This window comes from Gimesia chilikensis (genome assembly GCF_008329715.1).
GTDB lineage: Bacteria > Planctomycetota > Planctomycetia > Planctomycetales > Planctomycetaceae > Gimesia > Gimesia chilikensis.
The window spans coordinates 256,448-275,000 of the sequence record NZ_VTSR01000001.1 but is presented as its reverse complement, the minus strand read 5'-3'; the positions used below and the strand labels follow the sequence as shown (position 1 = coordinate 275,000).

18 protein-coding genes (1 of these 18 only partly in view) are annotated in these 18,553 nt (G+C 53.4%); 13 read left to right on the top strand and 5 right to left on the bottom strand.

Features of this window, described 5'->3' with window-relative positions; genetic code table 11:
* On the top strand, positions 1 to 637 hold the 3' portion of the coding sequence (locus tag FYZ48_RS01005; RefSeq protein ID WP_315853164.1) for a DUF1559 domain-containing protein. It extends 332 nt beyond the left edge of the window; the window shows 637 of its 969 coding nt (coding positions 333-969); its start codon lies beyond the left edge, outside the window; the stop codon is at positions 635 to 637.
* A gap of 169 nt (positions 638 to 806) precedes the next feature.
* Positions 807 to 1,211 (top strand): carboxypeptidase-like regulatory domain-containing protein, encoded by a 405-nt coding sequence (locus tag FYZ48_RS01000; RefSeq protein WP_149336609.1) that lies wholly within the window; start codon positions 807 to 809, stop codon positions 1,209 to 1,211.
* A gap of 42 nt (positions 1,212 to 1,253) precedes the next feature.
* On the opposite strand, the gene FYZ48_RS00995 is transcribed toward FYZ48_RS01000, so the two are convergent.
* Both FYZ48_RS00995 and FYZ48_RS00990 read right to left on the bottom strand, forming a co-directional pair.
* Positions 1,254 to 1,886, bottom strand: a complete 633-nt coding sequence (locus tag FYZ48_RS00995; RefSeq protein WP_149336607.1) for a CDP-alcohol phosphatidyltransferase family protein — start codon at positions 1,884 to 1,886, stop codon at positions 1,254 to 1,256.
* A 69-nt stretch (positions 1,887 to 1,955) separates the two neighbouring features.
* On the bottom strand, positions 1,956 to 2,150 hold the full coding sequence (locus FYZ48_RS00990) for a hypothetical protein (protein WP_149336605.1): 195 nt from the start codon (positions 2,148 to 2,150) through the stop codon (positions 1,956 to 1,958).
* A gap of 299 nt (positions 2,151 to 2,449) precedes the next feature.
* Between FYZ48_RS00990 and FYZ48_RS00985 the strand changes: the two genes are divergently transcribed.
* The 3 genes from FYZ48_RS00985 to FYZ48_RS00975 all read left to right on the top strand — a co-directional run bounded on the left by FYZ48_RS00985 (position 2,450) and on the right by FYZ48_RS00975 (position 5,883).
* Positions 2,450 to 3,385, top strand: a complete 936-nt coding sequence (locus FYZ48_RS00985) for a hypothetical protein (protein ID WP_242022286.1) — start codon at positions 2,450 to 2,452, stop codon at positions 3,383 to 3,385.
* 95 nt (positions 3,386 to 3,480) lie between these two features.
* Positions 3,481 to 5,133: a sodium:solute symporter family transporter gene (locus FYZ48_RS00980; RefSeq protein ID WP_149336603.1), complete on the top strand. Its 1,653-nt coding sequence runs from the start codon at positions 3,481 to 3,483 to the stop codon at positions 5,131 to 5,133.
* A gap of 6 nt (positions 5,134 to 5,139) precedes the next feature.
* Complete coding sequence (locus FYZ48_RS00975; protein ID WP_149336601.1) at positions 5,140 to 5,883, top strand: creatininase family protein; 744 nt, start codon at positions 5,140 to 5,142, stop codon at positions 5,881 to 5,883.
* A gap of 32 nt (positions 5,884 to 5,915) precedes the next feature.
* Here FYZ48_RS00975 and FYZ48_RS00970 read toward each other — a convergent pair whose 3' ends face one another.
* The 3 genes from FYZ48_RS00970 to FYZ48_RS00960 form a co-directional block, all read right to left on the bottom strand.
* Complete coding sequence (locus tag FYZ48_RS00970; RefSeq protein ID WP_149336599.1) at positions 5,916 to 6,848, bottom strand: polysaccharide deacetylase family protein; 933 nt, start codon at positions 6,846 to 6,848, stop codon at positions 5,916 to 5,918.
* 17 nt (positions 6,849 to 6,865) lie between these two features.
* Positions 6,866 to 7,756, bottom strand: a complete 891-nt coding sequence (locus tag FYZ48_RS00965) for a class I SAM-dependent methyltransferase (RefSeq protein ID WP_149336597.1) — start codon at positions 7,754 to 7,756, stop codon at positions 6,866 to 6,868.
* Positions 7,757 to 7,891: 135 nt separating this feature from the next.
* The gene (locus FYZ48_RS00960) at positions 7,892 to 9,154 is read right to left on the bottom strand and encodes a UDP-N-acetylglucosamine 2-epimerase (RefSeq protein WP_149336595.1); all 1,263 of its coding nucleotides are present in this window, start codon (positions 9,152 to 9,154) and stop codon (positions 7,892 to 7,894) included.
* Between the two features lie 313 nt (positions 9,155 to 9,467).
* Here FYZ48_RS00960 and asnB point away from each other — a divergent pair, with 313 nt between their 5' ends.
* The 8 genes from asnB (at position 9,468) to neuC (ending at position 18,480) form a co-directional block, all read left to right on the top strand.
* Complete coding sequence (gene asnB / locus FYZ48_RS00955) at positions 9,468 to 11,306, top strand: asparagine synthase (glutamine-hydrolyzing) (protein WP_149336593.1); 1,839 nt, start codon at positions 9,468 to 9,470, stop codon at positions 11,304 to 11,306.
* A 42-nt stretch (positions 11,307 to 11,348) separates the two neighbouring features.
* Positions 11,349 to 12,038: a sugar transferase gene (locus FYZ48_RS00950; protein WP_198422165.1), complete on the top strand. Its 690-nt coding sequence runs from the start codon at positions 11,349 to 11,351 to the stop codon at positions 12,036 to 12,038.
* Between the two features lie 205 nt (positions 12,039 to 12,243).
* A complete protein-coding gene (locus FYZ48_RS00945; RefSeq protein WP_149336591.1) occupies positions 12,244 to 13,566 on the top strand; it encodes an O-antigen ligase family protein in 1,323 nt (440 codons plus the stop codon).
* A gap of 193 nt (positions 13,567 to 13,759) precedes the next feature.
* Complete coding sequence (locus FYZ48_RS00940) at positions 13,760 to 14,488, top strand: acylneuraminate cytidylyltransferase family protein (RefSeq protein ID WP_149336589.1); 729 nt, start codon at positions 13,760 to 13,762, stop codon at positions 14,486 to 14,488.
* A 44-nt stretch (positions 14,489 to 14,532) separates the two neighbouring features.
* Positions 14,533 to 15,684 carry a LegC family aminotransferase gene (locus FYZ48_RS00935; RefSeq protein ID WP_149336587.1) on the top strand — a complete coding sequence of 384 codons (1,152 nt, stop codon included), beginning with the start codon at positions 14,533 to 14,535 and terminating at the stop codon, positions 15,682 to 15,684.
* Entirely contained in the window at positions 15,681 to 16,319 is a 639-nt protein-coding gene (locus FYZ48_RS00930) for an acetyltransferase (RefSeq protein WP_149336585.1), read from the top strand. Before FYZ48_RS00935 ends, FYZ48_RS00930 begins: the two co-directional genes overlap by 4 nt.
* Positions 16,316 to 17,323: an N-acetylneuraminate synthase gene (neuB, locus tag FYZ48_RS00925; RefSeq protein WP_149336583.1), complete on the top strand. Its 1,008-nt coding sequence runs from the start codon at positions 16,316 to 16,318 to the stop codon at positions 17,321 to 17,323. Before FYZ48_RS00930 ends, neuB begins: the two co-directional genes overlap by 4 nt.
* Positions 17,320 to 18,480, top strand: coding sequence for a UDP-N-acetylglucosamine 2-epimerase (gene neuC, locus FYZ48_RS00920; RefSeq protein WP_149336580.1), 1,161 nt, complete (start codon positions 17,320 to 17,322; stop codon positions 18,478 to 18,480). The genes neuB and neuC overlap by 4 nt, the downstream gene beginning before the upstream one ends.
* The last annotated feature ends 73 nt before the right edge of the window (positions 18,481 to 18,553 follow it).

Genomic DNA, 18,553 nt, shown 5'->3' with positions numbered 1-18,553 from the left:
CTGGTCGATTCCCAGTGGACCTGCCATGCATTCCAGCTGTGGACATACCGCGCCACCCACCACTGCCAATCAGTTTGGTCTGCTCGACTCAACGCTTTCGATTTTTATCTGTCCTTCTGAAAGCGGAAATCCCAAAGGCACCACGAGCACTGCCGGCAGCTACACCTCCAACGGTGCGCATCGCACCAGTTATGGTGTCGCCGCGAATCAGTATGACTCAGATAAAGTCAGCTCTTTCCAGGGAGACACCTACTCTAAAAAAGGCGCACTGGGCCTGAATGGATCAGCCAGAATTTCTGCGATCAAAGATGGAACCAGTAACACCATGCTCCTGATCGAAACGCCGTTTGAAAAAACGACCAGCGGATCTGACGTTTATGTCGGCTTCGGTCCTTACTGGGATACGTACACCCATACCAATTCCATCCGTCCCACCGGTCAGGGCATCAATCGCCCCCGGAATGCAGCCTATAGCCAGCGGGTTTATGGTTGGGGCGCCGGTAGTTCCCACACCGGTGGCGTGCATATTCTCCTGGCTGACGGAGCCGTCCGCTTCCTGAGTGAAAATGCCGACATGACTTCCGTCGTACAGTCGCTGATTTCTGCCAGCGGCGGTGAAGTCATCGGCGAATTCTAATATTCGAAATGCTTTATCAATGTCCCGCTGCACCGTTCTAATCCGGAGGCAGCGGGCTTTTCGATTCAACGCTCCCTGAACTGCCATGTTTTCGATGACTGGCACTAATCAACGGCCATCGATCCGTTGACGCACGGGGAGTATATTCACTGAAAGACAGATGAAAGTCATGAAAGACAGAGCGTTTGAGAAAAAAATCGTCGGCTGCCTGCTGGCAGTTGTAGCATTGACGGCTTGTTCCGGCGGCGAATCGCTGCCCGATCTGGCTACAGTAACGGGAACCGTGAGCCTGGATGGCAATCCACTGCCGGCAGCCAATGTACTTTTCCAGCCTCAGCAGGGAAAAACGGCCTTCGCGATGACCGATGAAAACGGAAAATTCGAACTGATGTATAACCAGGATGTTACTGGAGCAACTCCTGGAAATTATACCGTCAAAATTTCGAAAGAAAAAAATCCGGAAGAACCCGGCAATGAACTGCTTCCGGCCAAATACAACGAGCAGACAACACTGACTGCCGATGTCAAAGCCGATCAGGAAAACGATTTTCAGTTTGATCTGAAAACCAAATAATCAGATTCGCGTTTCTATTTTTACAGATCCGGATTCAACTCGTCAGAGTTGTTTCCGGATTTTGTAAAATCCGGTGATCGATTTCCAGGCCAGGGGCAGCACGCATAACCAGAGCAGATAATTCAGCGTGCCCGGCAGGAAGTAAACATCAATGGGAATCCATGCATAGACCACAAACCGGGGACGAACCAGCCAGCTGTAGGGAATGGCCAGCGAGCTGCGAATCATCGCGAAAACCACGACCAGCGTATAAAACAGCAGATATAAGCCCCCGACCGTGGCATGGACCACATCAAAATGAATCAGTGTAATCGTCGTAAAAGCAACGACTAACTGGTCTGCTGTCGTATCGGTAAATGAACCGCGATTTCCCGCCGTTCCCATGAAACGGGCCAGGGGACCATCAATGCCGTCCAGCAGTACATGCAAAAACAGCAGTCCCAGCGCAACCAGCCGCGCTCCTTCCCAGCTTTGCCCAAAAGTAAAGCAGAACCCGATGCCACACAACAGTGAGAGTCCAGTCAGCAGATTCGGCGTGATCCCGGAGCGGACAAACAGCTTCAAAATCGGCAGAAAAAAACGCTGCCTGCGTGCCTGTGACGCGTCCATCATTGATTGTTCGCCGCTGGCATAGACGGAGACGCGGGGCTGGGGGGCATTTTTTTGAGAAATCATTTCTGTGCGCTTCCTGATCAGGTCGACATCACCCCCCTGGATTCTGTTCGCGCGATTCGATTCCCGGTTTCAGGTCTCCTCGCCTTCCTCGAACAGTTGATCCAGAGCGCCGGATGCTTTGACCTCTTCAAAATTACGTCGAAATACTTTTTCAGATTCCGGATCCAGCTGTGGAGGCTTGTTATGTTCCTGGATGTACTGGCTCATCTGCTCCAGTGTCGGATCCGCAAAATAATGATCGCTCATGGCCAGGGACACAATCATTTCATCATCCGTCCGGGGCCGGGTCTGACATTGGTCGCAGGGCATGAACGAGCCAAATTTGATATGACCGCATTGAAAGCAGACAGCTTTTGTCATGGCAACCTCGGGGATTCTCTCTATAAAAATTGAGCCAGAGAGCGCGTCAGATTAATTATTGTAAACCCTGGTACCACAAACTTCAGGCAGAAAACTCCCGAGATTTATTAAGTTTCCTTTTTATATGGTCCGCGTTTGATATGATAGATTCGTTTGAAGCGCGCAGAGATTGATATTTTTTTAATTTAAATTGAGAGGGAACCATGGATCCGCACTCGTTTCAAAATCGGGGAAAACGTCTGATCGTAGCGGCTCTGCTGCTGACACTCATTTCCGTTCCTGCAGGACAGGGGCGGGCAGAGAAAAAGACGGAAACCAAACCGTTTCCCGTTGTTCTCCAGAAACGCGTTGCCGATGACGCGGGAAAATATCGTCCTGTCAAAGAAACCTTTTACTGGAAACCGGAAGAGACCGCGATCATCGTCTGTGACATGTGGGACGATCATACCTGTAAGCAGGCCGCTAAACGGGTTGCCGAAATGGCGCCCGCGATGAATGAAACACTCAAAGCAGCCCGGGATAAGGGAGTCTTTATCATTCATGCTCCCAGCGGGCGCATGAATTTTTATGCCGATACCCCTCAGCGACAACGCGCCATCAACGCTCCCTTTACCCAGGCACCCTTGGATTTCAAATGGAAATACTGGAATGACGAAAAAGAAGGGCAGCCGCTCGACTTCGTCCGGGCAGGGGGCTGTGGTTGTAAAGTGCCCTGCAAAGGCTGGGTACCCGATGAAACCGGTCTGCGGCACTGGAAGGGAGAAAAAATTCCCTGGACCCGTCAGATCGCAACCATTGATATCGCCGACCAGGATGCCATCAGCGATAACGGCCAGGAAGTTTTTAATCTGCTCGAACAGCGGGGAATAAAGAATGTGGTTCTGATGGGCGTACACACCAATCTGTGTGTCTGCGGCCGTCCCTTTGGATTAAGACAGATGGTCTACCAGGGAAAAAATGCGGTTCTCTGCCGGGATCTCACCGATTCGCTTTTCCAGCAGAATGATCCTCCCATCAGTCATTTCCGGGGGACCGAACTGGTCGTGGAACATATTGAGAAAAAAATCTGTCCGACGATTCCTTCAACCACGTTTACCGGCAAGTCAGAATTTCGCTTTGATGAAAATGCCACTCACTGATTTCGTTGATGAAACGGCGGAATCCTGACTGGCAACCTCCAGGCAGCGAAACGAATCGCTGCCCTCCTTCCTGATTTTTCTGGACAGTCTGCAAGATGCATACGCTTGATTATGGTGTTATTCTGGCCTACCTGCTGGTCTCCGTGGGCCTGGGGATCTATTTCGGTCGCAATCAGACCCGGCAGGAATTTTTTGCCGCCGGAAATTCGATGGGCTGGCTGCCCGTCGGTTTGAGTGTGATGGCGACACTGTTTTCCGCCAACAGTTTCGTGATGTACCCCTCCATCGCATATGGCAGCGGTCTTCGGATCAGCCTGTTTCTGATTTCGATTTCACTGATGGCGCCGCTGGTGCTCTGGGTCTTCATTCCCATTTATGCCCGCCTCAAATGTCAGACCGCTTATGAATACCTGGAACGCCGCTATCATGTGTCGGTCCGTTCCCTGGCCAGCGGACTCTTTATTTTTCTCAGAATCGGCTGGATGGCTTCCGCAACCTATGCCGCCTCGGTCGTCCTGGCCAACGTGATGCAGGTCGATCAGACCATGGTCATCGTCGTCCTCGGCATCGTCTCCATTTTTTATACGATGCTCGGCGGTCTGCGGGCCGTGATGTGGACCGACGTGATGCAGTTCTTCATTTTCAGTCTCACAATTCTGCTGACGCTTGGCCTGATTTTAAGCCAGACCGAGGGGGGCGTCTCGGGTGTGATTTCGACTTACTTCGAGGGACGCAGCAATGTGCTGATCGATTTCACTCCCTCGATGACACTCGAATACGGCAGCTGGGCGCTGCTCATCGGTCTCTTTCTGGAAGGACTTTCCGCATTTGGTGCAGACCAGGTTGCCGTCCAGCGCTACATCGCCGCCCGTTCCGAACGGACGTCCCAGGTCGGTTTCATGATCAATATTCTCGGCATGTGGACCGTGGTCCCCGGCCTGCTGGCCATCGGTGTCGGCCTGTACTCGCATTACCAGCATTTCCCTGAAGAGATGGTTTCGGTGCTTGCCACCGAACTGAATGGACAACTGCCCGACTGGCGGACTGATGGGGCTCCCGGCATGTCGGTCCCCGAATACTATCAGTCCTATCCCGAATATGTGGCCGAAGACATTCGGGCTCTGAATAAGCAGGATCAGGCACTGCCACAGTATGTCCGCCTGCATTTTCCTCCCGGGGTCATCGGACTGTTTCTGGTAGCTTTGATGGCAGCCGTGATGTCGAGTATCGACTCGGGCATTCACTCCGTAACAACCGCGCTGATGGTCGATTTCCGCGATCGCCACATGCCACACTGGAAACCGGAGAATAATAAAATCGAAGTTCTGCAGGACCGGGCACTGGTCGTCCTGATCGGGATACTCTCGGTGTTCCTCGCCTGTAACGTTGGTGAGATGGGAGACGTGTTTGCAATCGGCAAAAAAATGACTGCCGGTTTTGGGGGACCCTTACTGGCGGTCTTCGTGCTGGCCCTGTTTTTCAAAAATACAACGACTGCCGGCGTCTGGGTGGGAACCTTTGTGGGGGCGATCATTACCATCGCCCTGATGTATCTTTACTCGGACTGGTTTTCGGTCTGGTACTGGCCCATCGGTTTTGGCTTGAGTCTGGTCATCGGCCTGGGCGTGAGTCTGGTCTCCAACCTCATTCACGGCGCTCCCACCACCGGGGACTCGAAAGAGGAGCCGCTCACTTTTTGGAATGTTGTGCGAGGTCAACAGACGCTTTCTCAGGAATCCAGCGAGTAATCTGCCATGAAATTTTTAGAAATGACTGCCGTCGAACTTAAGAACGTGCCCCGCGAAGACACACTGGTGGTGCTTCCGATCGCCGCCGTCGAACAACACGGCCCCCACATGCCGACCGGCACCGATCACTTTATCTGCACCGCGGTTGCGGAGGCAGTAGAACAGAACCTGCATGAATCGCTGCTGCTCCTGCCGACACAATGGCTGGGAGCCAGTCAGCATCATCTTCGCTGGGGCGCGACCCTGACACCCCGCGTGGAAAATTACGAAACGCTGCTCTACGAGATCTGCGAGTCAGTACTGAATGACGGCTTCCAGCGGATTCTGATTCTCAACGGCCACGGCGGAAATATCGGACCGATGCAGACCGCGCTGCGTCGTCTCCAGGTCCATTACCCGAATTGCCAGTTACTCGCGGCTTCCTACTGGTCTATCGCCGAACAGGAAATTGCAGCCCTGATGGAAGGGGAATGCAAAACCGTCGGACATGCCTGCGAAGCGGAAACGTCGCTGATCATGCATCTGCGTCCCGAACTCGTACACGCCGCCAAAATTGAGAACTTCAATGACTACGAACTCGACCTGGTGGACGGCGTTTATCATTGTCGCGATATGTATCAGCGAACGAGCGCCGGGGCGACCGGCCGCCCGGATCTGGCCACTCCGGAAAAGGGAGCCCAGATGTTTTCCGGAATCGTCGCACGGGTGACCGAGGTCCTGCAAGGCATCATCGCCAAACCGCTGACGTAGAAAGCATGCTTGCAGCGGAGTAAGTTTGTTGCTTACTGTGGAAAGTCGTTGGTATCAAAACGGCTCAGTTCCAGGGCACGCTGCGGATCCAGAATCGAATTCCCCACATGCGTGGTGAAGCCCAGCAGGCAGTCTTTACGCCTGAGAATTTCCAGGGTTTCCTGGTTATAGGCACCGTAAGGATAGCACATGATCCAGTTGCGGGTCGGGGCACCAATGCGGGAGAGGAACTGCAGAGAGCGATCGATTTCCTGTTCCTGAGTTTCTGCGTCCACGGCATTCAGCCAGAAATGACGATACGTATGACTGCCGACATACATGCCTTCCCGGATCAGTTCTTTAAGATCGTCGGTCGTCATATAGAGTTCTTTGCTGAACTCCGCTTCCGTTTTACCGACATACTTCTCAAACAGGCTCGTCGTAATCTCTGAGCGTAATTCGAATGGCAGTTCCCGTTGCAGCATCCGTTTGAAGAAAATAACTTCCGCGGGATCATAGCGGCTGGGCTCAGAAAGTCGGTCTCTGCATTCGGAGAGATACGCTTCCGAAAAATCACGCGTTCGCAGCTCGTCCAGCAGATCCCGGGAGAGCTGTTCCACATCGTTGGCGACTGCCAGGATGTAGTGAATCGCGTTGACATCCAGTAGCGTGTGATCTTCAATCGGTTTCGCTGGCGGAAAAAAACAGGCACTCAGTTTCCGTTTGACCAGTTCCGGCAAAACGTAATCAAAGTGGTCCCGATAACCGTCATCAAAGGTCAGCAGGCACGCATTGTCCGGAAAATCAGCGGCGTCACCTGTCAGACAGGCGATTAACTGGTCAGCCGAAATGATTTCATAACGACTGCTTAAATAGTCCAGTTGCCGCTGGAATCCCTCAAATTCAAGCCCCTTAATCCCGGGGTGAGTCGAATTCTGGATCTCCCGGATATAATGGTACATGACCGTTACAAATTCGGCGTGCATGACAGAATCCGATTTGATTATTCGTTGACTGCTTCCAGCACATACGAAGAGGAGTACGGAACCAGTTGATGATTGGTAATCATCTTGTCCGAAGCGAAGCGTGCCATCTCTTTATGGATTTCAGAGATTTCAGCATCCTGCATCGTATTCACGGGGAAGGGATGGAAGTGCACCGGGTAGACCGCTTTCACGGTGAAACCAGCCTGATGCATTTTGTTGGCCAGGTCACTGGGGGTGAACTGGTAACGGGTATCAACGCCGATTCCGGTCAGCGGATGCTTGTCGGGCTGCACGTATTCCGATTTCAGATTGCGGATACATTCAACGGCTTCTGCCTGGGTTTTGCTGGTATGCAGGGCAATTGCTTCTTCGATCAGCGAATCCATGGTACCCAGTTCATGCTCGATCCGCGTGAACTCGTTGATCGAGTGCACGTTGAACAGACGGTTGCGAGAGCCGATGGCAATCGAACCACCCGGGTTACAGATGGTTTTCAGGAAACCCAGAAACTGTTCCAGCTGTCCCAGTGAGATGTATTCGATAAAACCCTGGGCACTGATTACGTCGTATTTGGTTTCCGGCTCAAAAGCGAAAATAGATCCGACTTGAAACTCGGCACCAGCAGAAGCCTGCTGATTATTCTGTTTGGCGATTTCGATCATGTCTTCTGCGAAGTCGATGCCCTGCGCCTGCCAGCCTTTCTGTGACGCTTCAATTGCCAGCTGACCGGTACCGCATCCCACATCCAGCAATGCGGAACCAGTTGGATACTTCTTCATGGTTTCGAACACAGCCTGATGGCGGTTATGAATCGTGCTGTAGACTTCATCTTCCGTTTTAGCCTGCCAGGCTTTGGCGTGTGATTTGAAGAAACGGTAAGTCTGATCCTGCTGCGCTTGTAATGTCATAATCGTATCCTGTTCGATTTACTTGTCCGATCGCCCCACGGAAAACTCCGGCAGCGATTTGAGGTTCTGTTAGCGGTTGGCTTAGTTCTTCCAGGTATAAGTTCAACGAAAATTCAGATAAAGTTCCGGTCTCGGTCAGGCAGCGCTCTGATGTGCCCCAGACTCGATGGCCTGAATCACGACTTCTGCAATCCGCTGAGGGCAGTTACCATCACAGTTCCACGCCTCGCGGATCTGTTTTCCTCTTTCCTCTTGCGCCTGTCTCGTTTCTTTCTGCATTGCCTTTAACGTTTCCACGCCTTCCTCAACCGTGATGGACAGGCTGCTCCAGTCATACAGGCTCAACGGAATCGCATGTGTCGAATAATCGCGATCGGTATGAAACAGAGCGACCTGTCTCCCCAGTAACGCGGCTTCTACAGCGACCGTCGATTTGTGAGTGATTAACGCATCGCAACTGTCAATGGCGACAGGTAAAGCGGTTTTGTCATCGACAAATGCCGCCGAGCCCAACCGCGCGATTACGTTGTCCGCCAGTCGGGTGTCGCCATTCGGATGAGGTCGGAGTGCGATTTTGAGTTCGGGCTTGTCAGGCAGTACCCGCTCCAGGCTGCTGACAATCAGTTCTTCTTTTTCATCCCAGACCGGCTTCATGGCAAACAGTGCCAGCAGATCTTCGGAACGAATCCCGTGTGCTTTGCGCCAGTCAGCGGCCTGGCTGCTGTTTTCTGAAAACTGGTGAACCCAGTCAAAATTTGGATTGCCGGTAACCCGCAAGGCTTCCGGTCGGATACCACGCCGAATCAGGTTGTCGGCTGCCTGTTGAAAGGGAACACAGACAAAGTCGGCGGGAATATCGTTATGCGATCCGAGACCAAACAGATCGAGAACACCGACAGACGGGATGCCCCGTTCGGCAGCAACCTGGATCGAAGCGAGTTCGGCCCGTGGTGAATTCGTCGTCAGCACAACATCCGGCTGTAAGGCGTCAAAAAAACGACGCATCGGTCCGCGGGGGAGAAATGCCTGTCTGCCTTGCTGTTGAAAAGCTTCGCGGGCACCCGCTTCACCCAGCTGATCTTCCAGATCGGCGTAGGATAATCCCAGATAGGCGATCGATTCTTCCAGCGAATTGACCTTACCCGGCTGATGCATTTCGCCTGCCAGACGGGCACCGTGATTGCGGGCCCGGTCTTCATCCGACCTGAGAATGTCTTTAAAACCCAGGGGAGAAAACCCGGCATTCCGCAGCGCAGCGGCTGCGGTGGTCAGCCCGACGACCTGCACGTCATAGCCAACCGACTGCAGGTATTTGAGCACGGGGATCAGCATGAGCACATGCCCGCCACCGTAGCTGACTGCGAGGACTCGTCCGGATTGTGTGGGGCCAGGAAGCATAAATAAGCTGAATCTATCCAAATTTTCTGACTGTAATCGAGTAATCTCACCCGGTTTGGGAACTGTCGGATTAACTTTGATCTGGGGAATTCTGTCAAGACGAATTCCGGTCAGGCAGCCAATCGAGCTGCTTCTGACTGAGTGTTCAGGTGTGGGGGTGGGTTTTGGCAACTTTTTCACATTTCCACGTTAATATTCGGTTTGGGAGCGAAAATTGCTCTTCCGCAATCAGCCGACAATGTCGAGAATACGCGACCCGGATGGGATCCGGCAAAAAATACGTGAACAGTAGCAGCAGACGAAAGGATTCGTAATGTGTGGGATTATCGGTGGGTATGATCGTGAGCGACGCCCATTCGGAACTGCATTAGCGGAACAGGCATGTGAACGGATGCGGCACCGCGGCCCCGATGATCGGGGCTGGTTCGAAGCAGAAGGCATGCTCGTCGGCAATCAGCGCCTCTCGATCCTCGATCTCGCGGGCGGACACCAGCCCATGTTTTCCGATGACCGGCAGATCGTCGTCGTGCAGAATGGCGAAATCTATAATTTCAAAGAGCTGGCCCAGGGACTGAACTGCAAAACCACCTGCGATACCGAAGTCATTCTGCGTCTCTACGAACGGGACGGGGAAGCTTTCGTCAAACAGCTGAATGGTATGTTCTCGATTGCCATCCTCGATCTGCGAAAACAGAGCCTGTTGCTCTACCGGGACCGCATCGGGCAGAAACCACTCTATTTATATGACGATGGCAAGCGACTGATGTTTGCCTCGGAAATCAAATCCCTGTTTGCGATGGGCGTCAAAGCCGAGATGAACTGGGAAGGTTTCGATGCCTACCTGACCTACAATTTCGTACCGCCGCCGATCACGCTCTATCAGAACATCACCCATCTCATGCCCGGGCAGATGCTCAAGATCAGCCCGCAGGGAACCGAACAGACTTGCTGGTGGAACCTGGCTGACAGCCCCGTTGAGTGTCGCACGGAAGAATCGTGGTGCGAAGAAATTATTGAAACATTACGGGCCGCGGTACAGATTCGCCTGCGGGCCGATGTGCCTCTCGGGGCATTTCTCTCAGGCGGCATCGACAGTTCTTCAGTCGTTTCGTTAATGAGTCGCGAGTTGCCTCACCCCGTGCAGACCTTCTGTATCGGCTTTAACGATCCCCGTTTTGATGAATCCGTTTATGCTAGAGAAGTGGCAGAACTCTGTGGTACCAGTCATACCTGTGAAGTGTTGAACCCCAACCTGACCGCCAGCTGGCCGTTGACCGTCTATCATAATGACCAGCCGCACGGCGATGTCTCCTTCATGCCGACACATCGCGTCAGTTCACTGGCCCGCAGATCGGTCAAAGTGGTGTTGACCGGAGATGGCAGTGATGAATTGTTCGCCGGCTACGACGTGCATCGCAATTTCTTTGCCGGACAGGATCTCACACTTCCCCGCGAACAGATCGAAAACGCGTATATCAGTGCGATCAGCCTGTTTCGACCTTCAGAAAAACGGGCCCTGTATACCAGCGAAACAAGTCAGAAGCTCGCCTCTGCCGATGCCTCACAGTACGCCCGCACGCATCTGGCCGAGTTCCGTCATCTGGATCCCATCAGCCAGGCACTGGCCCTCGATACCAAACTGCTGTTGCCCGGAAACAACCTGGTTAAACCTGACAAAATGGCGATGGCTGTCTCGCTCGAACCGCGGGCACCGTACCTCGATTATCGGATGGTCAACCTCGCTTTCCGGATTCCCGGTGCCTTGAAACTCCGCAACGGAATGACCAAATCAATCCTGAAAAAAGCCTGCGAGAAAATACTGCCCCAGAGCATTATTTACCGTAAAAAACAGATGTTTACAGTTCCCATCGGCGAATGGTTTAAACGGGAACTGGCCCCCTTTGTGAATGAAGTTCTGCTCTCGCCACGTTCGCTGGAGCGGGGCATCTTTCAGCCGGATCGCGTTAGCGAAATGATACGCGATCACCAGTCGGGGCGGATGAATCATACGCGCACGCTGCGGGCACTGCTTGCGTTCGAAATCTGGCAGCGCACCTTTATTGATACCATGTTCGATCATGCACCGACGTATGCAGAACTGGGTATCCAGAGTTCGGTCGAGCTGGAGGCGGTACCCAGACAGGCCGCTTGATTCTCGTATTCAAACACCATTATTTCGGAACAGGTCAGACTCATGGATGAGCAACGCCTATCACAATCAACGAGTCACTCTGCTGCCCGCCAGTCAGGAGGTCCTCACTTTGATCCCCGAAACATGCCTGCAGAACCGGCCGTGGTTTCTCACGAGGTTCGCACGGGTTATTTCTGGAAACGCCCCGCAGATTTCATGCTGAGTGGCCTGGCCCTGGTGGCATTGGCCCCGCTGTTTCTGGTGATCTCTTTGCTGATCAAACTCACTTCTCCCGGTCCGGTCTTTTTCCGTCAGCAGCGACTGGGACTCAAAGAACGCCCATTCTCGATTTTCAAATTTCGTTCGATGCGTACCGGCTCCGATAAGACGGGAGCCCAGTTCACCTCTGCCAACGATGCCCGCGTGACGGGGATTGGTAAGCTGATTCGCAAGACCAGCCTCGACGAACTGCCTCAATTAATCAATATCTTTCGCGGGGAGATGAGCCTCATCGGACCGCGTCCTTATATCGGATTTGAACTGGAAAACGCCACACCTGATGAACGCCGCAAACGGGCCAGTGTCCGTCCCGGCGTCTCCGGACTGGCGCAGGTCTCCGGACGCAGCAGCCTGTCTCAACAGGCGGTCATTGATTATGACTTGCAATACGTGGAGCAGTGCAGCCTCAAGTTTGATATTCAGATCCTGATACAGACGATTCGCAAAGTGATTCGCTGTGAAGGAACTAACTGAGACTCGTAAAACGTTGATTACTGAGCAGAGCAGGATGCCGAGAGGAAGTTATCTGCTGTTCAGGCGTGGAAAATTAGTATCGCATGGAAATTACATTCCTGCTATTGATGTACCTGAACTGCTGCAGACTATTGCCTCTCTGGACTTCTGGTGTGATTGTTCCTGATACGAAATTAATAGAAGCAGTCTGACGGAATCTGAATTTATGCATATTTTTGAGGGTCTTCCAAGCCAGTTGGACTCCAGTCCTGTGATGCAGCTGAAACGCTCTACGTTCCAGGAGCTCTCATTTCGCACCGGGCTCTGGTTCGCGCTGGGCGTCGGCTTTGCGATTCCGATCTCTACCAGTCTGACTTCAGCGTTCAGCGTGGGAGTTTTAATCTGCTGGTTTCTCTCGGGACAGTATCGGGTAACCTTCCAGCTGCTCCGAACATACCGGGTCGCCACGGTTTCACTGATCCTGTTCTGCACCCTGGCGGCAGGTTTGCTCTACACGCCCCAGACCCTCTCGCTGGCTACCCGAAACCTGTTTAAATACCGACAGTTTCTGATGATTCCCATTTACCTCTCCTTCTTTCTCGACAGTCGAGTACGCCTGCGCGGCATTCGCATGTTTGAGTTGGCCCTGCTGCTGACGCTGGCCGTCTCCATGTTCTGCTGGATGTTCGGCATCGAATGGGATGTCCCTTCGCACGATCATGCGATCTTCAAAAACCGGATTACCCAGAACATTTTAATGTCCTTTCTGGTCTACCTTTCTGCCTGGCGATTTCTGGAGAAACCCCGCAAAAACTGGTTCTGGGGCGCTATCCTGCTGATCGCGACCGTCAATGTTCTGTTAATCGTACCGGGCCGTTCGGGCTATCTGGCGGTCGGCGTGCTGATTGGCGTATTGATGTATCAGAAGCTGGGATACAAGGGGATTCTTCCCGCGGGCGCCTGTGTACTGGTCATTGGTATGATCTGTTATCAGTCTTCAGACCGCTTTCAAAGACGCATCGATCTGGTGATTTCCGAGATCAGAAATTACCACCAGACGCAGGATCATGCCAGTGGCGTTAACCTGCGTATTGAGTTCCTGTTAAATGGACTCGAACTGGCGCAATCCAGCCCGATCTTTGGTTCCGGGACGGGGAGTTTCGCCATGCGTTACCACCAGTTGATGGAGCAGAAGGGGCAGATGGTGACAGCGAACCCGCACAATGAGTATGTGATGCTGCTGGTCCAGAACGGGGCGATAGGAGTCGGTTTGTTCCTGCTGTTGTTCTGGTTCTGCTGGCGTTCTACCCGAGGTATCTCCGGGCTGGAACCAGCGTTCGCTCAGGCGGTTGTGGGAGTGTACATGATCGTCTGTCTGGTAAATTCGCTGATGCTGGATACCACCGAGGGAGGGCTGTTCGGTTATCTGATGGGCCTGACCTGTGCAGCCGGGGTCTCCGCGACAGGAGCCAGCCTGGGAGCGCCGCCCGTTGAAACAGATTCGGACGCTCCGGACAGTCAGGCTGAAACCCTGCAAAAGGCGGCCTGAATCCCGGTAAAACCCACCTAAGCGACTCGCGTCTCAAGCCGGGATCGTTTCCACCTTTACACAAAAAACAGGTTGAAATATGATCCCCGCGCAATGAATTCGCAGGAATTTTCAGACTGTCAGAGCCGTGGAATGGATTCAAAATACCGCGACTGCTCTGACTTGAAGCGCTAATCAGGAAGGGGGGCCAGGGATGGCCGGTGCAGTTGGCTTAATCACGGCTCGAGGGGGCTCCAAGGGAGTCCCCCACAAAAATATCAAGGAACTGGCAGGCAAACCATTGATCGCCTGGACGATCGAGGCGGCGCTGGCCAGCCAGGAGCTGGATCGGGTTGTGGTCTCTACAGATGACAAAGAGATCGCCTCCATCGCGCGGCAGTATGGAGCCGAAGTTCCGTTTCTGCGACCGCTCAGACTGGCCCTCGATGATTCCAGTCACGCCGATGTGGTCTTACATGCCATTGACTGGCTCGAAGAGCACGACCAGTTCGTCGCGGAATATGTGGTCATGCTGCAGCCGACATCTCCCTTTCGCATCGCAGCTGATATTGACGGGGCACTCGACTTTGCCCGGCAGAAAAATGCAAAATCCGTAATTGGAATGATGCACGCTCCCAGTCACCCGATCTGTCTGCGGGGGATGACTGAGGACGGACTGCTGGTCGAACTGACCGAACAACGGGATGAGTCACAGCTCCGCAGGCAGTTGCTGGAAGACGTCTATGCATTTAATGGCGCCGTCTACGTCGTCCAGACGGAAGCGTTTCGTGAATCAAAAACCTTTCGGCCGGAAGGTGAGACCTACGGTTACCTGATGCCGACCGAACGATCGTGGGAAATTGATACGGAGTGGGAATTCCTCGTCGCCAGCCTGTTGATGAAAAATCAGCTGCAGGTGGCACCCCGGTCTAAAGCGGCCTGAATTCTGTTCTCCACGCTGTTGCTTTTTTATGAATTGTGCGAGTCATGCGCGAAACGATTCCGTTATCGGTACCGAGCCTCACCGGCAATGAATGGAACTACCTGAAAGACTGCCTGGACACAGGCTGGGTCTCTTCAGTCGGCTCCTATGTGGATCGTTTCGAACAGTCGGTTAGTGAATACGTTGGAACGCAGTTCGGCGTCGCTACGGTGAATGGCACGGCGGCCCTGCATCTGTCACTGCTGGCGTGTGGCGTTCAACGCGGCGATGAAGTGCTGGCCCCCAGCTTCACTTTTATCGCACCCGTCAATGCCATTCATTACTGCGGAGCCGAGCCGGTTTTTATTGGATCGGATCCCGCCACCTTCAATCTCGATCCCGATAAAGTGCGGCAATTCCTGACAGAAGAATGTACCCGTGAGGCAGACGTTGTTTTGAACCGTCGCACCGGTCGCAGAGTCAGTGCGATTCTACCAGTGCACATTTTCGGTCATCCGGTCGACATGGACCCGCTGAATGCAATCGCAGCGGAGTTTCAACTGCCTGTCATCGAAGACGCCTCCGAAAGCCTGGGATCGGACTATCGCGAACGCAAAACGGGTGGACTCGCAAAGGTCGGCTGTTTTTCTTTTAACGGCAACAAAATTATTACCTGTGGCGGCGGAGGGATGGTCACTACCAGTGACGAAGCACTCGCCAGTCACATTCGGCACTTGAGTACCCAGGCCAACCGCAGGCCCTTTGAATACGAACATGATGAGGTCGGTTTCAATTATCGACTCACCAATATTCAAGCGGCGCTCGGAGTTGCCCAGTTGGAGCAACTCGACGGCTTTCTGGAGATCAAACGTCGTAACGCCTGTCTCTACCGTGAACTGCTGGCAGAAATTACCCAGGTGGAACTGGCCTGGGAAGAACCCTGGGCGCGAAGCAACTTCTGGCTTTGTGCGCTGCTCGTGCCTCCTGCGGATCGAGGGCCGCTGATGGAGTTTTTACTCGAACGCCAGGTGCAGGTCCGGCCTGCCTGGAAGCTGATGCATACCCTGTCCATGTATCAGCATTGTCAGACATACCAGTTGGAAGAGACCGAAGCGGCCTATGCCCGCTGCATCTCGATTCCTTCCAGCGTGCAGCTCAGTGAAGCCGACATCCGGTATGTCGTGGAATGCATTAAAACTTATTTCGAGTCGTCATGAACCAGAACCGCACACCCCTCATTCTGCTCGGAGGCGGAGGACATGCCAGGGTCCTCATCGATCTCCTTCTGGAATGGGACAGCTATATGCCGGCAGGTATTCTGGATCCGGAACTCGCGGTGGGAAGTCAGATCAAAGGAGTTCCGGTGCTGGGAACCGACGCGGAGCTTCGTACTCAGCAAGAGCAGGGGATCCAGCATGCCGTCGTGGCGGTCGGCAGCACCCGCTCGACCAACTTGCGGCGCAAACTGTACGTGCAGCTCCGCGAACTCGGATTCGAACAACCGCCGCTGGTTCATTCCAGTGCGATTCTCTCGTCGTCTGTGATATTAGACGAGGGAGCACAGGTGATGGCCGGTGCGATAATTCAGACAGAGACCCGGATTGGAGCCGGGGCCGTGGTCAATACGGGAGCCCGCATCGATCACGATTGTGAAATCAAACAACATGCATTTCTCGCCCCGGGCGTCATCCTCAGTGGTGGCGTCACCGTCGGCGAGAATGCATTCCTGGGAGCCGGTGCCGTGGTGATTCAGGGCACGCACATCGGTCACAATGCGGTCATCGCCGCAGGAGCCGTCGTGGTCCGGGATGTTGAGGATGGAGCCTTAGTAAAAGGAGTACCCGCGAAATGAGCGTATTCATCATCGCCGAAGCAGGCGTAAACCATAATGGCAGTGTCGAAACCGCTAAGAAAATGATCGATGCCGCCGTGCAGGCTGGCGCCGATGCAATCAAATTCCAGACCTTTAAAACAGAAAAGCTGGTCTGCAAATCAACGCCCCAGGCTGAATACCAGATGAAAAACAGTCTGAATGGGGAATCGGAGACGCAGTTTACCCTGCTCAAAAAACTGGAGATCAACCAGGAGACGCACCGCGAACTGTTCGATTACTGCGAGCAGTCCGGCATTGTTTTCATTTCGACCCCCTTCGATCTGGACAGCATCGATCTGCTGAAATCGCTGGGACTGCAGTTGATCAAGGTCCCTTCAGGCGAGATCACGAATTACCCCTACCTGAAAAAAGTCGCCCAGACTTTTAACCAGGTGGTCCTCTCGACCGGCATGGCCGATCTGGGAGAGATTGAAGACGCACTCAATATTCTGATCAACAACGGCGTCTCCCGCGAAAACATTACCGTGTTGCACTGCAATACCGAGTATCCGACTCCCATTCAGGATGTCAACCTGCGGGCAATGCTCACCATCCGCGATGCCTTTGGTGTGAAAGTTGGTTATTCGGACCATACGCTGGGCATTGAAGTCTCGATTGCCGCAACGGCCCTCGGTGCCACCGTGATTGAGAAACACTTCACGCTCGATAAAAATATGGAAGGCCCGGATCATGCCGCGTCTCTGGAACCGGACGAACTGCTGATGCTGGTACGCGGAATCCGCAATACGGAAAAATCGCTGGGCAGTCCGCTCAAACGCCCTTCTGCCTCTGAGTCCAAGAACAAATCTGTTGTCCGCAAAAGCATCGTCGCTGCCGGGGATATCAAGCAGGGGGACGTGTTCACAGAAGAGAACCTCTGCGTGAAACGACCGGGAACCGGGATCAGTCCGATGCAGTGGGATCAGGTCATCAACCAGGTGGCTCGGCGAGATTATGTCGAAGACGAAATCATTGAGTTATGAGTAACCGTGTCTGTGTTGTCACCGGATCACGGGCCGAATACGGTCTGTTAAGCCCTCTACTGGAATCGCTGCGCGCCGAGGAGAGCTTCGAGCTGCAACTGCTGGTAACCGGATCGCATTTGTCACCCGAATTCGGACTGACCTATCGCGAGATCGAAGCAGACGGATATACGATCGACGAAAAAGTCGAAGTCGTGCTCAGTTCCGATACCCCGGTCGGCATCTGTAAATCAATGGGCCTGGGACTGATCAGTTTTGCGGAAGCGTATGCCCGCCTGACTCCCGATCTGATTCTGGTGCTCGGTGATCGTTATGAAATTTTCAGCGCCGTCTCCGCTGCACACATCAGTCGTATTCCCGTCGCTCATCTGCACGGAGGGGAAGTGACCGAAGGCGCATTTGACGATGCGCTGCGGCATTCGATCACCAAGATGAGCCACCTGCATTTCACGTCCACGGACGCCTATCGTCAGCGGGTGATTCAACTGGGAGAAGCCCCGGAGAGGGTCTTCAATGTGGGGGCGATCGGATTAGACAACCTGCGTCGCCTCCCTTTGCTCTCACGTGAAGATCTGGAGCAGCAGCTGGGTTTTAAGTTTAATACTCACAATCTGTTATGCACATTTCACCCTGTGACGCTGGAGCACAATTCGTCTGAGCAGCAGATCCAGAGCCTGCTAAATGTGCTGGATCAGCAGGCGGATACGAGCGTCATTTTCACAAAAACAAATGCAGACACCGATGGGCGGATCATCAATCAGATGATCGATGATTTTGCGGCGAAAAACCCGGATCGGTTCCATTCCTATGTTAGTCTGGGGCAACTGCGTTATTTGTCGATGATGCAGTTTGTGGATGCGGTCGTGGGGAATTCGTCGAGTGGCATCATCGAGGCACCTGGATTTCAAATCGGTACGATTAACATTGGCAACCGTCAGACAGGCCGGATCAAATCGGAACTGGTCATCGATTGTGAGCCCACGGAAACAGGTATAGCGTCGGCTTTTAAAACATTGTATTCTTCCGACTTCCAGAAGCGGCGTTCGCAGGCAAAGAACCCTTATGGAGCAGGGCAGACGACGTCGCAAATTATCAGTATTCTCAAGGAGCAATTTCCCCGTCGGACGACTCAGAAATCCTTTTATGATCTGGATTAAGCCCGACATCGAGAAGCTGGAATCAATCAGGGAGATGGAATCCCTGTTCGGATAAAGTGGGCCAGGGATGGAC

Coding starts and splice junctions, on each gene's coding strand:
- FYZ48_RS00980 (WP_149336603.1), top strand. CDS start 3,481: ATGCATACGCTTGATTATGGTGTTATTCTGGCCTACCTGCTGGTCTCC.
- FYZ48_RS00985 (WP_242022286.1), top strand. CDS start 2,450: ATGGATCCGCACTCGTTTCAAAATCGGGGAAAACGTCTGATCGTAGCG.
- neuC (WP_149336580.1), top strand. CDS start 17,320: ATGAGTAACCGTGTCTGTGTTGTCACCGGATCACGGGCCGAATACGGT.
- neuB (WP_149336583.1), top strand. CDS start 16,316: ATGAGCGTATTCATCATCGCCGAAGCAGGCGTAAACCATAATGGCAGT.
- FYZ48_RS00940 (WP_149336589.1), top strand. CDS start 13,760: ATGGCCGGTGCAGTTGGCTTAATCACGGCTCGAGGGGGCTCCAAGGGA.
- FYZ48_RS00930 (WP_149336585.1), top strand. CDS start 15,681: ATGAACCAGAACCGCACACCCCTCATTCTGCTCGGAGGCGGAGGACAT.
- FYZ48_RS00950 (WP_198422165.1), top strand. CDS start 11,349: ATGGATGAGCAACGCCTATCACAATCAACGAGTCACTCTGCTGCCCGC.
- FYZ48_RS00970 (WP_149336599.1), bottom strand. CDS start 6,848: ATGCACGCCGAATTTGTAACGGTCATGTACCATTATATCCGGGAGATC.
- FYZ48_RS00935 (WP_149336587.1), top strand. CDS start 14,533: ATGCGCGAAACGATTCCGTTATCGGTACCGAGCCTCACCGGCAATGAA.
- FYZ48_RS00995 (WP_149336607.1), bottom strand. CDS start 1,886: ATGATTTCTCAAAAAAATGCCCCCCAGCCCCGCGTCTCCGTCTATGCC.
- FYZ48_RS00975 (WP_149336601.1), top strand. CDS start 5,140: ATGAAATTTTTAGAAATGACTGCCGTCGAACTTAAGAACGTGCCCCGC.
- FYZ48_RS00990 (WP_149336605.1), bottom strand. CDS start 2,150: ATGATTGTGTCCCTGGCCATGAGCGATCATTATTTTGCGGATCCGACA.
- asnB (WP_149336593.1), top strand. CDS start 9,468: ATGTGTGGGATTATCGGTGGGTATGATCGTGAGCGACGCCCATTCGGA.
- FYZ48_RS00965 (WP_149336597.1), bottom strand. CDS start 7,756: ATGACATTACAAGCGCAGCAGGATCAGACTTACCGTTTCTTCAAATCA.
- FYZ48_RS01000 (WP_149336609.1), top strand. CDS start 807: ATGAAAGACAGAGCGTTTGAGAAAAAAATCGTCGGCTGCCTGCTGGCA.
- FYZ48_RS00960 (WP_149336595.1), bottom strand. CDS start 9,154: ATGCTTCCTGGCCCCACACAATCCGGACGAGTCCTCGCAGTCAGCTAC.
- FYZ48_RS00945 (WP_149336591.1), top strand. CDS start 12,244: ATGCATATTTTTGAGGGTCTTCCAAGCCAGTTGGACTCCAGTCCTGTG.